This is a genomic window from Hahella sp. NS-SX17, from assembly GCF_057367735.1.
The window spans coordinates 2,036,884-2,050,367 of sequence record NZ_CM170632.1 but is presented as its reverse complement, the minus strand read 5'-3'; the positions used below and the strand labels follow the sequence as shown (position 1 = coordinate 2,050,367).

General features: G+C 55.1%; 10 protein-coding genes. 3 read left to right on the top strand and 7 right to left on the bottom strand.

Annotation, left to right across the window (positions count from 1 at the left end; genetic code table 11):
* The 3 genes from AC2IBB_RS09270 to AC2IBB_RS09260 all read right to left on the bottom strand — a co-directional run bounded on the left by AC2IBB_RS09270 (position 1) and on the right by AC2IBB_RS09260 (position 4,846).
* Positions 1-1,218: an osmoprotectant NAGGN system M42 family peptidase gene (locus AC2IBB_RS09270; protein ID WP_486332596.1), complete on the bottom strand. Its 1,218-nt coding sequence runs from the start codon at positions 1,216-1,218 to the stop codon at positions 1-3.
* A 10-nt stretch (positions 1,219-1,228) separates the two neighbouring features.
* A complete protein-coding gene (gene ngg, locus AC2IBB_RS09265) occupies positions 1,229-2,989 on the bottom strand; it encodes an N-acetylglutaminylglutamine synthetase (protein ID WP_486332595.1) in 1,761 nt (586 codons plus the stop codon).
* 84 nt (positions 2,990-3,073) lie between these two features.
* Entirely contained in the window at positions 3,074-4,846 is a 1,773-nt protein-coding gene (locus AC2IBB_RS09260; RefSeq protein ID WP_486332594.1) for an N-acetylglutaminylglutamine amidotransferase, read from the bottom strand.
* Between the two features lie 216 nt (positions 4,847-5,062).
* Between AC2IBB_RS09260 and AC2IBB_RS09255 the strand changes: the two genes are divergently transcribed.
* A complete protein-coding gene (locus AC2IBB_RS09255; protein ID WP_486332593.1) occupies positions 5,063-5,530 on the top strand; it encodes a MarR family winged helix-turn-helix transcriptional regulator in 468 nt (155 codons plus the stop codon).
* A gap of 87 nt (positions 5,531-5,617) precedes the next feature.
* Here the strand turns inward: AC2IBB_RS09255 and AC2IBB_RS09250 are convergent, their stop codons facing one another.
* Positions 5,618-7,792 (bottom strand): malate synthase G, encoded by a 2,175-nt coding sequence (locus AC2IBB_RS09250; RefSeq protein WP_486332592.1) that lies wholly within the window; start codon positions 7,790-7,792, stop codon positions 5,618-5,620.
* Positions 7,793-8,174: 382 nt separating this feature from the next.
* Positions 8,175-8,639: a carboxymuconolactone decarboxylase family protein gene (locus AC2IBB_RS09245; RefSeq protein WP_486332591.1), complete on the bottom strand. Its 465-nt coding sequence runs from the start codon at positions 8,637-8,639 to the stop codon at positions 8,175-8,177.
* Between the two features lie 146 nt (positions 8,640-8,785).
* Here AC2IBB_RS09245 and AC2IBB_RS09240 point away from each other — a divergent pair, with 146 nt between their 5' ends.
* Together AC2IBB_RS09240 and AC2IBB_RS09235 are read left to right on the top strand one after the other, a co-directional pair.
* Positions 8,786-9,682, top strand: coding sequence for a LysR family transcriptional regulator (locus tag AC2IBB_RS09240; protein WP_486332590.1), 897 nt, complete (start codon positions 8,786-8,788; stop codon positions 9,680-9,682).
* A gap of 338 nt (positions 9,683-10,020) precedes the next feature.
* Positions 10,021-10,722, top strand: a complete 702-nt coding sequence (locus AC2IBB_RS09235; protein WP_486332589.1) for an immunoglobulin domain-containing protein — start codon at positions 10,021-10,023, stop codon at positions 10,720-10,722.
* Positions 10,723-10,838: 116 nt separating this feature from the next.
* On the opposite strand, the gene AC2IBB_RS09230 is transcribed toward AC2IBB_RS09235, so the two are convergent.
* Entirely contained in the window at positions 10,839-12,584 is a 1,746-nt protein-coding gene (locus tag AC2IBB_RS09230; RefSeq protein WP_486332588.1) for a methyl-accepting chemotaxis protein, read from the bottom strand.
* 234 nt (positions 12,585-12,818) lie between these two features.
* Complete coding sequence (locus tag AC2IBB_RS09225) at positions 12,819-13,472, bottom strand: fumarylacetoacetate hydrolase family protein (RefSeq protein ID WP_486332587.1); 654 nt, start codon at positions 13,470-13,472, stop codon at positions 12,819-12,821.
* Between the last annotated feature and the right edge of the window lie 12 nt (positions 13,473-13,484).

The following is a 13,484-nucleotide window of genomic DNA, read 5'->3' as shown; positions in this document are numbered from 1 at the left end:
TTATTTCAAACTTGTTTTTTTGCCTCTGACGCTTTTCTCCCGCTCGCCCAGCACTTCGTTCACCGTCGGTACGGCTGTGCCGCCGAACTGCATTTCATCCCAGGTAATCTGATCCTGGAAGTCCTCTTTGGGAATATTCGCCTGAGCGTCATGCGGACGCACGGGTTCACTCTGGGCGTATCGCACTACCAGGTCGGAAATCGCCGTCAGCGCATCAATATGCGTACGCTCGTAGCCATGGGTGGCGTCCGTGCCGAAGGTAACCAGCGCATGTCGAATATCATGCCCCGCCTGCACCGCCGACACCGCGTCACTGTAGTAATAACGGAACACATCGCGCTGGTGCGGGATGTTGTGATCCTGGCATAAATGAATCAGATGTCGAGTCAAATGCCAGTCAAAGGGGCCCGAAGAGTCTTTCATTGCGATAGTGACGCCATGTTCTTTGGCGTTCTGCCCCTCCGCCACCGGTCCGATATCGATACCGACAAATTCAGTGACGTCCGCTTCAATCGCATGCCCGACGCCGGAACCGATTTCTTCCGTGAGGGTAAATATCGGCAGACAATCCATGGCCAACGGCAGATCGTGCTCCACGATGGCTTTCAGTCCCGTCAATAGCGCCGCGGTTCCCGCTTTGTTGTCCAAATGGCGTGAGACGACGAAACCATTGGGCAGAAATTCCGGATTGGGGTCAAAAGCCACAAAGTCACCCACGCAGATACCGACTCTGAGGGCGTCTTCTTTAGAGTAGATGCACTCGTCCACACGGATCTCTACGTGATCCCAGGTCACGGGAAGTCGATCCACTTCTTCGTTGTAACGGTGCCCCGCCGCATATAAAGGCAATACCGACCCCCTGAAGCAGCCGCCATCGCTGAAAATGGTCACTCGCGAGCCTTCCGCGAACCGGCTTGACCAGTGCCCGACAGGCGTAAGGCACAAGCGGCCGTTGGGCTTGATTTCACGCACCATGGCGCCAATGGTGTCCAGGTGAGTAACCACGGCCCGCTGCGGCGCATTCAATTTGCCTCGCAAGCGGCCTTTGATGGTGCCGCGCCGGGTCAGCTCATAATCAATGCCCAACTCGTTCAAACGCTCGCACACGTATACAACCGCCCCGTCCGTGAAGCCGGTGGGACAAGGTATGGCCAGCAGTTCAAGCAAGACTTTGGTGAGGTACTCAGAGTCCAGTGTGTAGCCTTTCTCTTCTATCATAACTTCGCCTCTAGGATACATGTCGTACGCTCCGCGTCAGCGGGAACAGCAAATCAATAAAACGTTGCGCCGTCGGTTGCGGCGCGTGATTTTCCAGTCCGGGACGTTCATTGGCTTCAATGATGACATAGTCCGGGGATGCATGGTCTTTAACGATGAAGTCCATGCCCACCACCGGCGTCTGCAATGCTCTGGCGGCTTCCTCCGCCGCCGTCCGGAGTTCAGGGTGAAGGTCGTCCGTAACGTCAATCAGTGTGCCGCCGGTATGCAGGTTAGCGGTACGGCGTACGAACAGGTGCGCTTCCACCGGCAACACGCTACCCCAGTCATAACCTGCTTCGCGAATGCAGCGTTCAGTTTCTTCATCCATAGGTATCTGACTTTCCCCCCCTGTCGCAGCGGCGCGACGGCGACTCTGCTTTTCCACCAGAGTGCGGATGCTGTCGCGTCCGTTGCCGTAAATTTCCGCAGGACGGCGAATGGCCGCCGCCACGGCTTCAAAGTCGATCACCACTACCCGCAGGTCAAAACCCGGGTGGTAGGTCTCCAGCAGAACCGAGGAAGAAACGCTTTCCGCCTTGCCGATGGCGACGTGCAGGTCATCCACATTGCGGATATCCACGGAAATGCCTTTGCCCTGCTCGCTATCCAGGGGTTTCACCACCACCGCGCCATGATCGGCGAGAAACTCTTCCGCCTGCTCCCGCGAATGATAGAGTTGGTAAATCGGCGTCCGCAGGCCCGCGCGGGCGCATGTGCGATGCGTGAGCATCTTGTTCTGACACAGGGACATGGACAGCGCCGTCGTCATGTCCGTGAGGGATTCGTGACAACGTATGCGGCGGCCGCCAAAGCTGAGCGTGAAGAGGTTATTGGCCTCGTCGTCGATCACCACTTCAATGCCCCGACGCATCGCTTCATTGACGATGATTTTCGCGTATGGATTCAGTTTGGCGGACGGCTCCGGACCCACAAACAGTTTCTCATTGATCGCATTCTTCTTTTTCAGAGCAAAAGTCCGAATGGCCTGAAATCCCAGCTTTTCGTAAAGCGCCTTGGCTTCATAGTTGTCATGCAGCACGCTGAGGTCCATGTATTGGCATTCCCGCGTCTGAAAATATTCCGCCAGATAACGCACCAGCGCCTCGCCGACGCCTGGCGTCTTACTGTCCGGAGACACCGCCAGACACCACAGGCTGGAGCCCTTGCTGGGATCGCCAAAGGCTTTGATATGGTTCACGCCCATCACCGTGCCGATGATCTTGCCGCTGCCCAGCGCCTCAGCGACCAGATAGACAACGTCTTTGGAATGGCGATGCGCAAGCACATGCTCCACCGGCGCACAGACCATTTTTCTCTGGGTAAAAATAGCGTTCAACGCCTCCACATCCGCCGTACTGCTGGCCCGTCTGACGGTAACCCCCGGCAGGGCGCGCGTGCGAGGACGGTACTGGCTCATCCACAAGCGCATGGTGTCGGAAGGGTCCAGAAACAACGACTGCGGCGCGTGGCTCAACACCACATGTGGGTCCGCTACGTAAAGGGCGATATCACGGTCGCCGGTGGATTCTTCCGCCAGACTTTTCGCCAGCTCTTTCGGGCTTTCGAACGTATTCGCCAGCAGCAGACGCCCCCAGCCGCAGTGAACGCTCACATTCCTGGGAGCGTCCGCTTCTGCGTCGGCGCGTATATGTTCCGCCTGCAGGGATTCGTATGACGGCATTTGTTTGCGCAACATCCTTTCATGATGATGGCGGGGTGTAATAGCCATATTAATGTAACCTTTCGTGCCTGAGGTTGCTTACCGCAACGTCTGTGCGACGCTGCGGGCTTTACGGCTGAATAATGCTTACCGTTATAAATTGTGGCGCTGCAGCCAGAGCTCAAGCAGGCCAAGCTGCCAGAGTTTGGAGCCGCGCAACGGCGTAATATGCATATCGGGCGACAACAACAGGTTGTCCACATAAGCCTGATCAAAAAGACCGCGCTCCCTAGCGCGTTGCGTGGACAGGGCTTCCTTCACCCACTCCAGGATAGTTCCGCGCAGATACTTCAGCGCAGGCACTGGAAAATAGCCTTTGGGGCGGTCGATCACTTCGTGAGGAATGACTCGACGCGCCGCCTCTTTCAAAATCCATTTGCCTTCATCCCGTACTTTCAATGGCGACGGAATGCGCGCCGCCAGTTCCACCAGCTCGTGGTCAAGGAACGGCACCCGCGCCTCCAGGCCGGCGGACATGGTCATGTTGTCCACCCGCTTCACCGGATCGTCCACCAGCATCACGCTCATATCCAGCCGTAGCGCCTTATCTACCGGATCATCGGCGCCGGGACGCAGGAAGTGCTGTTTAACGTATTCGCCAGCGTAGTCCGGCGCTATCCAACGGCGTTGCACCGTCTGCTTGTACTCTTCGTAACTGCGATCAAAAAACGCTTCGCGATAACTGGCGTAAGGGTCTTGAGCGCCTACCAAAGGCGGATACCAGTGGTAGCCGCCGAACACTTCATCGGCGCCCTGCCCGCTCTGCACCACCCGGCAATACTTGCTGACTTCCTGGGACAACAGATAGAACGCCACGCAATCGTGACTCACCATCGGCTCCGACATGGCGTCGATCGCCTTCGGCAACGCCGAGAACATACGGTCTGACGCGATCTGAATCTTGTGGTGACGAGTGTTGAAGTGGTTGGCGATGATATCGGAGTAGTGGAACTCGTCTCCTTGCTCTCCACCAACCGCGTCAAAACCGATGGAGAAAGTCTGAAATCCGTCCGGAACCACTTCCGCCAGCAATCCGACCAACAGACTGCTGTCGACGCCGCCGGAGAGCAGTACGCCGACCTCAACCGCTGCGTTATTGCGACGGCGCACGGACGCGAACAAGGCCTCCAGCAGGCGATCACGCCAATCCTCGGCTGTCAGCGCTTCATCACCCGGCTGTAAACCGAAAGCCAGACTCCAATAACTACCCGTATTGATATTTCCGGCGTTATCCAGCTCCATCCAGGTTCCCGGTTGCACCTTGTATATGCCTTCGAAAATCGTATCCGGCGCCGGCGTGACGGAGTGGAAGTTAAGGTACATGTTCAGCGCTTTCGGATTGATCGTCGCATTGAAGCCAGGCGCTTTCGCCAACGCCGGCATAAATGAGGCGAAACGCAGCATCTTGGCGTCATGCTGAAAGTAAAGCGGTTTAATGCCGAGACGATCGCGCGCCAACAGGGTCTTACCGCTATCGCGCTCCCAGACCGCCAGCGCAAACATGCCGTTGAAACGGCTCAGGCATTCCCTGCCCCAGGCGTGATAGGCTTTCAACACCACTTCCGTGTCGCCGTCGGAATAAAACTTGTAACCCTGTCCCTCCAGCTCGGAGCGCAATTCGCGGTGATTATAGATCGCGCCATTAAACACCACCGCCAGCCCTAACGCAGGGTCATAGAGAGGCTGCTGGGAAGCGTCGGAAAGATCCATGATTTTCAGACGCCGGTGGCCGAATGCGATATTGTTTTGAACGAAGACGCCTTCAGCGTCCGGGCCGCGGGGGGTTTGAATGTCGTTGGCGAGTCGGATGAAATTTAAATCGGGCGAGTGGTTGTCGAAGCGGATCTCTCCGCATATGCCACACATATGAACTCCTTGGTTTGTTCAAACATATAGCTGATCAATATTAGCACACATTTACTTTGACAACAAAGTAAACGCAGAGCATAGATCCATCTATACTTCTGTTTTTAGGTAATTTTAAAATTTTGTCATGTAATATTTATGTCACAAATTAAAAGGTGGATAGCCCAACAAGTATGAAGGATAATATGAGTTTTTCCATTGAAGTAATTTTTACCCATGACTCGACACGATGAAGTATTAGTCCTGATACGAAGGATTATTCGTGCAGCGGACCTCCGATCCAAGCAATTGGGCAAAGAAACCGGACTCACCGCGCCGCAGTTATTAATTCTTCGTTCTATCGGCGATTCCAGAAACACAACGATGAGCCAGGTCGCACAGAACATCAGCCTGAGCCAGGCGACAGTCACCAGTATTGTAGACCGGCTGGAAAAGAAAAGTCTGGTGGCGCGTATTCGCGATTCGGTGGACAAGCGCCGGATTTACCTGGTGCTGACGGATGAAGGCAAAGAAGTGCTGGCGGGCGCTCCCCGGCCGCTGCAGGAGCTGTTCACTTCCCGCTTCGACAATCTGCCGGAGTGGGAGCAGTATCTGATTCTGGCCAGCCTCGCCAAAGTTGCGGATATGATGGACGCTGCGGATATCGACGCATCACCGTTGTTGGCGGTCGGCTCCGTCACCTGAGGAGAGTCGCAAGAGGCGTCAGCCGCTTGACCTGAAAACGAAAACGCCCGGCTTCAGACCGGGCGTTTTGTCTTCAGCGTTTCAGAATCAACCGCCGAATTTCGCTTTCGCCTTGCGACGATAGGCATGCAGCAACGGCTCGGTGTAACCGTTAGGCTGTTCACACCCTTTCAGCACCAGATCACAGGCGGCTTGAAACGCCACGCTGTCGTCAAAGTTTGGCGCCATATTGCGATAACTGGGGTCGCCGGCGTTCTGACGGTCGACAATCGCCGCCATGCGCTGCAGGGTTTCCAGCACCTGCTCCTTTGAACAAACGCCATGGCGCAGCCAGTTGGCGATATGCTGACTGGATATGCGCAACGTGGCGCGGTCTTCCATCAGGCCCACATCGTTGATGTCAGGCACTTTGGAGCAGCCCACGCCCTGATCGACCCAGCGCACCACGTAGCCCAATATGCCCTGGGCATTATTATCCAGCTCCTGCTGAATATCCTGCGCGGACAAAGTCTGGTCGCCCAGCAATGGAATGGTCAGGATATCGTCTAGAGACGCCCGCGTACGGGAAGCGATTTCCTCCTGACGCGCCGCTACACTCACCTTATGGTAATGCAACGCATGCAAGGTCGCCGCCGTGGGAGACGGCACCCAGGCGCAATTGGCGCCCGCCTGCGGGTGGCCAATCTTGGCTTGAAGCATCTGCGCCATTTCATCAGGAATCGGCCACATGCCTTTGCCGATCTGCGCCTTACCTTTCAGACCCGCCGCCAGACCGGTATCCACGTTCCAGTCTTCATAGGCGTTGATCCATGGCTGCTGCTTCATCGCCGCCTTACGCACCACAGGACCGGCTTCCATGCTGGTGTGGATTTCATCGCCAGTGCGGTCCAGAAACCCAGTATTGATGAACACCACCCGATCCGCCGCCGCTTTAATGCACGCCTTCAGATTGATAGTGGTGCGACGTTCTTCGTCCATGATGCCGACTTTCAGAGTGAAACGCGGCAATCCCAGCGCATCTTCGATGCGAGCGAACAGATCATTGGTGAACGTCACCTCTTCCGGGCCGTGCATCTTCGGCTTAACGATATAAACGCTGCCGGTCTTGCTATTGCGCAGAGGGCCTTCGCCTTGCAGGTCGTGGATGGCGATCAGTGACGTCATCACGCCGTCCAGGATGCCTTCTGGAATGTCTTCGCCATTGCTGTCGAGCACGGCGTCTATCGTCATCAAATGACCGACGTTGCGCACGAACAACAGGCTGCGCCCGGGCAGGCTGAAACGCTCGCCATTAGGGGCGACGTATTCGCGGTCTGCGTGCAACGTACGAGTAACGGGTTCGCCGCCCTTGTCGAAGGTTTCCGCCAGGTCGCCTTTCATCAGACCCAGCCAGTTGCCATACGCCACCACTTTGTCTTCCGCGTCCACGGCGGCCACAGAGTCTTCACAGTCCTGGATGGTGGTCAACGCGGCTTCCATCAGAATGTCTTTGACGCCAGCGGGATCGGTTTTACCGATAGGGCTGGCAGCGTCGATCTGAATTTCAAAACGCAAGCCGTTATTTTGCAGCAGAATACCTTGAGGAGCGGAAGCTTCGCCGACGTATCCGGCCAGCTTGCTTTCATCCAGCAGGCCGACACTGGAGCCGGACTGCAGTTTCACCGCCAGGCGTCCGTTCTCCACGCTGTAGCCGATGGCGTCTTTGTGACTGCCGGAAGCCAAGGGAGCGGCTTCGTCCAGAAACTTACGGGCGAACTCGATAACCATGGCGCCGCGCACCGGATTGTAACCTTTGCCCTTTTCCGCGCCGTTTTCTTCGGAGATGACATCAGTGCCGTACAACGCATCGTAAAGGCTGCCCCAGCGCGCATTAGCGGCATTCAGGGCGAAGCGGGCGTTCATCACCGGCACTACCAGCTGCGGACCGGCCATAGTGGCGATTTCCGGGTCCACATTGGCGGTGGCGATCTGGAAGTCTTCCGCTTCCGGCGCCAGATAACCGATGTCTTGTAGAAATGTTTTATAGGCCGACAGATCGACCTTACCTGGGTTCTCGCGGTGCCAGGCGTCAATCTGCGCCTGCAGTTCATCGCGTTTTTTCAGCAACGCCTTATTTCTGGGAGCCATTTCATTGACGATGGCTTCCAGTTCGGACCAGAACTTATCCGCAGAAACGCCAGTTCCGGGGATCGCTTTTTCATTTACAAAGTCGTACAGAACCTTAGCGACCTGTAAGCCGCCTACTTGTACTCTATCTGTCATAGTAAGCCTCAACACACTCTCTTGTGGTTTCCTGAATCCCTTCGCGCATCGACAGACCTGTGCGACATGACGTCGCAAAGATCGCCGCAGACGCTTCATTACGGGTCCCCATCCGTTCCGAAGCAGGCGAAGAGCGCGTCATTTTACGTGAAAATACGTAGATAATCATGTGCAAAAGATTACTAGCAAATTTACGGCCCAGGTAATCGGGCGTAAGGATTAAACTGCCGCAAAGGGATGGCCGGATGATTATCCGTAGATAGGGAGAGCTTAAAGCGATCTATCGCCTATATAAAAGAAGCGATGACAGTCGAGCAGGAGTGCAAGGAGAAAGCGGAAGGAGCGAAGGCTCCCGCCGCGCGGAGATATCCAGCAAGGTCTGTTAATCGAACTGCCCCACCTGGTAGCTGCCTGGCTCATATGCGAACGACTTCGTCAGGCGGTTCCAACTATTGATCTGGGCGATAGCCAGAGCGAGATTCGCCGCCTGCGCATGCCCAAACAGACTGATTACCTTTTCCATCAAGGCGTCCTCCATTTTCTGCTCCGCCACCAGGGTCAATGTCTCCGTCAACGCCAGCGCCGCCCGCTCCTTGTCGTCAAAGCAAGCCATTTCCCGCCACACCACCACGGCGTTCAATTTCAACGGGTCGAAGCCAGCCGCCACCGCGTCCTTATAGTGCATGTCGACACAGTAAGCGCAGCCGTTAATCTGCGACGCCCGCAGGCGCACCAGCTCCAGCAGCTCTTGGGAAAGCCCGGTTTCACGCACATAACTTTCCACCGCCATCATGGCCGCATACAGGGGTTTGGGGATTTCCGCCAGGGCGATACGAGTGCTCATCATCGTGCTCCTTCTGTTAGTTAACCATATCAACTTGAAACAGGTGCATTATCAATCTATGCGTGAAACTTGAGAATAAGGCCTATAATCAAATCTGTTTTGCACAAGACGCAAAGCCATTCATTCTTCACAAGCAGTATAATTCCGCCATGTTCGACGAACTCAAAACTTTTATAAAGTGCTGCGAATGCGGTAGTTTCTCCGCAGCTGGCAAGGCGCTGCTCCTGTCGCCCTCCTCCGTCTCCCGCCAGATCGACAGCCTGGAAACCAAATTGCAGACCAAGTTGTTTCAGCGCACGACAAGACAGCTTATCCTCAGTGACGAAGGCCGCTTTCTCCTTGAGCGTGCTGAAGATATTCTGGCTCAGCTCGACGATACCGTCGCGTCTCTGCAACAACTGCGCAGTGAGCCCGAGGGACGGCTGCGCATTTCAGTTTTAGAAACCTACGGCCGATTACGCATCTCTCCCCTGTTGCCGAAGTTTCTCGCGCAACACCCCAAAGTCAGCATCGATATTGAGCTGGAGAATCAGATGGTGGATCTCTACCGGGATGCTGTGGATATCGCCATACGAATCGGGCCGCCAGAGGACTCTCGACTCAAAACCAAGAAGCTGACGGACGGCCGCATGTTACTGTGCGCCAGCCCTGATTACGTGAAAAGGTTTGGCGCGCCACAAGCCCCTGAGGAGTTAAAGCGCCATAACTGTTTGCTGATCAGTCGCGGGCGCAGCCAAGTCTGGTGGCGTTTTCAGAAAGGCCAGGAACACCGTCGCGTACAGGTGCAAGGCTCACTCCGATCCGCTGGCGGCTCTCCCTTGCTGGAAAACGCCCTGCATGGGGTGGGAGTAACGCTGCTCACTCAGTGGTCACTGCAACCCTATATAGATGAAGGACGTTTATTGCAGCTGCTGCCGCAATGGCGCGCCTCTCTCTATCCTGAGAATGGCGGGGAGATTTATGCAGTCTACATCGATAATCATTACATGCGGCCTGCCATCCGCGCATTTTTGGACTTTCTTGGCGCTCATGTCGCCCAATATTAATCCGGCAGACAAATAGCTTCCTTCTATTTGCCTGCAACGGCAGGGCCCGCGCATGTCAGGTGGAAAGCTTAATCCGCTGATAAGCGACCTTTTCCCCGCAAAACCTTAAACATTTCTTCTTGCTTACCCTTTTCAGAATTCCTTCTCGTGAACTAATCGGCGCCTTTGTCCCAATTAGTTCACATATCCCAAATGGACTAGATCTCAGTTCAATAAATAGCCAATTTTTTGACGCATTTTTGTACGTTTTATGTGCGTTTTACAACTTTTGACTAAAAATTAAACCGTAGAATGGCCCCATCAGTTACGAATCACCATTCATCTGGGGGAACAACAAAATGACTACTACTAAATTCACAGCAAAAGTTTTCAGCGTCATTCTGGCTAGCGGTCTGTTGGCTCAATTGGCTCCTATGGTGGAAGCCGCTTCCTGGAAGCGCGCCAATAAAACACAGGTCAGCGCTGTAAACCCTTTGCAAAGTAGCGCAACAAACACCACACAAGAACAAACTGTCGCGGTAGACATCAACATTACTTTTCAACCGATGTCTCAGTATGTTTCCGTGAACAACCTGACTACGCTGAACGTCGCCGCCACTGGCAGCGGAACTCTGGCTTATCAATGGCGTAAGAACGGCGTCGCTATCCCTGACGCAGTCAAGTCTTACTACGATATCAGCGCAGCGACCATGGAAGACCAAGGAGCCTACGACGTCATTGTTTCCAACAGCACGGGCTCAGTCGTCAGCAACAGCGCGCAAGTCACAGTATTTGTCGACAGAACCGCCAACATGTTCTGGCAGCCGCCCACTACTCGCGAGGACGGCAGCGCGCTGGCTCTGGAAAACATCTCAAGCTATCGCATCTATGTAACTAACGAAGCGGGTTCTCTGGAAGCGACTTATAACGTGCCTGCCGGTCAGTACTACCACTACTTCGACAATCTGGAGACTGGCACGCACTACTTCGCCATCACCGCGATTGACACTGACGGCGTTGAAAGCGACTTCTCCGAGCTGATGAGCAAAACCATCTTCTAAACTGACGCTTATCTGGATCAGAAAACGTAACGACCAGAGAACATAACGATCAGAAAACACAACGAAAAGGAGCAGACGGTATTCCCGCCTGCTCCTTTTTCTGTTCATCCAAGAGTTTAGAATTTAAACAACCCAACAGCCGTGCGGATGTCGCTACTGACTTCATTTAACCGTGAGGACATGTCCGTGGTGGCTTCAGCCAATCCATTGATCTCATTGGTCTGTCCACTCAGATTATCGATACTGCGATCAATGCTCTGCACCGCTTCGCACTGCTCCGCCGTCGCCTGCGCGACTTGATGATTCAATTCGTGCATACGCGCCACAGCGCCAGAAATAGCTTCCAGCGCTTTGCGACAGTCGTCGATCTTCGCCACGCTGAGCTTGCTTTCGTTCAGGCTGACGCCAATTTCGCCCACTGCGCTCTCCGCATCCCGCTGAAGGTTTTGCACCACGTCCTGAATTTCCGTGGTCGACTCATTGGTGCGTTTAGCCAGGCTGCGCACCTCATCCGCCACGACGGCGAAACCACGCCCCAGTTCTCCCGCCCTCGCCGCTTCGATAGCGGCGTTCAGCGCCAATAAATTAGTTTGCTCGGAAATGCCGCGAATAACATCCAGCACGCCACCGATGGCTTCCGTACGCTCAGCCAGTTTGCCGATAACTTCACTGGCGCTTTGAATGCGATTGGAAAGGTCTTCAATTGAACGCACCGACGCCGCCATCGCGCTGCGTCCCGCTTCTGTGAGATCAGTGACTTCTTCCGCAATATGCGCGGCGCTGTCCGTGGTTTCCTGAATGCCTTTGGCTGTCGCGGTCATCTGGTTGGTCGCCGCCGCCACCATGGAGGTTTCCGCCTGCTGCTGGTTCACTTGGTCCGCCAGCTTCAGGCTACCGTCAGCCCCTTCCGCCGCCACCCCTTGCAGCACTTCAGTGGCCTTACCGACGTCGCTGATCAGACTGCGGAACTTAAGCAACATGCGGTCCAGCGCCTCGGTAATATCCTGCAATTCGTCCGCGTTGTCGTAATCAATAGTGCGGGTCAGGTCGTTCTGCGCTTCGATATCGGAAATCACCCGGGTCACTTTACGCACCGGACGCACCACAGACCAGATGAAAAACGCGCCCAATAACAGACAGGAGATCATCATAAAGCCGAGCCCGGCCAGACTCGCCCGGCGCGCATCTTCAACAGCGCCGCCAATCGACAACGCGCCCTCCTGAACCAGGCTCCCCTGATGCGAAACCTTATCCGCCGCCGCCGCTACCCCCTCCGCTGAAGTTTTCTGCGCCGCCTCGTACTCGCCGCGAATCTGGTTAAGCATGGTAATGAACTTAATAGCCTCTCCCCGCGCCCGCTCGCTCATGGATTTACCCATGGTCATGGAACGCTCCTCATAGAACCCGAACATTCTCACTGCGAAATTTTGATAACGGTCCAACGCATCCTGAATCTTCTTGAAGCGCTCCTCACGCTCCGGGTCATTCGCCGCCAGATCAGCCAACATTTTTTTGACCCTTCCGTAAGTCGTCTCCCCCAGACTCAGAGAGTTGCGATCCGCCGCCAGCGAGGCGTGAAAAAACCAGTACTGCAACTCGCTCAACAGCAGCTGCGCCTGGGTAATAGCCGCCACCCGGTCATAGATTTTCTGCTGTTCCGCCATCAATTGGTTTTGCTCCCTCACCAACTCATTCTGGGCGTCAATACTTTGCAGCTGCACAGAGACCGTGTCGGAAATTTCAGTGATGCGGAGATTCAAAAAATAAGACGACGTCGCCGAGATAAGAATGAAGATCAGAAACAGCAGGATAACGCGCGCCTTAATGGTCATTAATAAGCGCAATGACGTAGGTAACTTCATGACCAACCTCTACAAATTTATTTTTTTTGGTGTGTAACCTACTAAGTATAGACCGCGCCAGAGGGCTTATCCGGCGCAACGGTAATAAGTTGTGGAAGCAACCCCGTCAGTATGACCAAAGGCCGTATGCGCGATAGCGACAGAAGGAAAAGAGTATGGATTTGCGGCAATCAAAGAGAAGAGCGAACAGGGAAAGAATCGAAAATAGAAACGGGCGCGATGCGCCCTTTCCTATCAAACGACCGAAGTGGCGACATCCAGTCCAAGGGACAAGGACAGCTCAACGCGGTCGCCGGATTGCAGACGTCCGACGCCTGCTGGCGTGCCGGTAAGCGCGACATCGCCGGGCATCAGTGTGAAGTGTGAGGACATATAGGCCAGGAGAGGCGCTATTGCAGTGATCATGTCCGTCGCCTTGCCGTCCTGACGCAGCTCGCCATTCAGGTACATGCTGAAGGTCAGATCCGTCAGATCGTCTTCCCTCGTCACTGATACGAATTCCGACAGCGGACAGGCCCCGTCGAAGCTCTTGGCGATTTCCCAGGGAAGACCTTTTTCCTTCAGAGCGGATTGCAGGTCGCGCCGGGTCAGATCCAGGGCCAGCCCGACGCCGATAACGGCGCTGCGCGCTTCCTCCGGCGTCGCGTTTTTCAACGGTTTGCCGATAAGCAGGGCGATTTCCGTTTCATAATGCACGTCCCCCTCAGGGATAACGAGAGGGCCTCGAATATCCGCCACCGAAGAGCCCGGCTTGATGAACAGGATGGGGGTGGTGGGCACTGGGTTGTTTAGCTCCCGGGCGTGCTCAGCGTAATTGCGTCCTACACACACCACTTTGCCGATTGGGCTCTCAAAATCGCCGCCGCCAATAAAACGCGCCTTGACCATAGCAAACGCTCC

What these genes read in the sequence shown, in the direction of transcription:
- AC2IBB_RS09240 (WP_486332590.1), top strand. Translation starts at nt 8,786, where the DNA reads ATGTTCGACGAACTCAAAACTTTTATAAAGTGCTGCGAATGCGGTAGT.
- AC2IBB_RS09255 (WP_486332593.1), top strand. Translation starts at nt 5,063, where the DNA reads ATGACTCGACACGATGAAGTATTAGTCCTGATACGAAGGATTATTCGT.
- AC2IBB_RS09250 (WP_486332592.1), bottom strand. Translation starts at nt 7,792, where the DNA reads ATGACAGATAGAGTACAAGTAGGCGGCTTACAGGTCGCTAAGGTTCTG.
- AC2IBB_RS09260 (WP_486332594.1), bottom strand. Translation starts at nt 4,846, where the DNA reads ATGTGTGGCATATGCGGAGAGATCCGCTTCGACAACCACTCGCCCGAT.
- AC2IBB_RS09230 (WP_486332588.1), bottom strand. Translation starts at nt 12,584, where the DNA reads ATGAAGTTACCTACGTCATTGCGCTTATTAATGACCATTAAGGCGCGC.
- AC2IBB_RS09235 (WP_486332589.1), top strand. Translation starts at nt 10,021, where the DNA reads ATGACTACTACTAAATTCACAGCAAAAGTTTTCAGCGTCATTCTGGCT.
- AC2IBB_RS09225 (WP_486332587.1), bottom strand. Translation starts at nt 13,472, where the DNA reads ATGGTCAAGGCGCGTTTTATTGGCGGCGGCGATTTTGAGAGCCCAATC.
- AC2IBB_RS09245 (WP_486332591.1), bottom strand. Translation starts at nt 8,639, where the DNA reads ATGATGAGCACTCGTATCGCCCTGGCGGAAATCCCCAAACCCCTGTAT.
- AC2IBB_RS09270 (WP_486332596.1), bottom strand. Translation starts at nt 1,218, where the DNA reads ATGATAGAAGAGAAAGGCTACACACTGGACTCTGAGTACCTCACCAAA.
- ngg (WP_486332595.1), bottom strand. Translation starts at nt 2,989, where the DNA reads ATGGCTATTACACCCCGCCATCATCATGAAAGGATGTTGCGCAAACAA.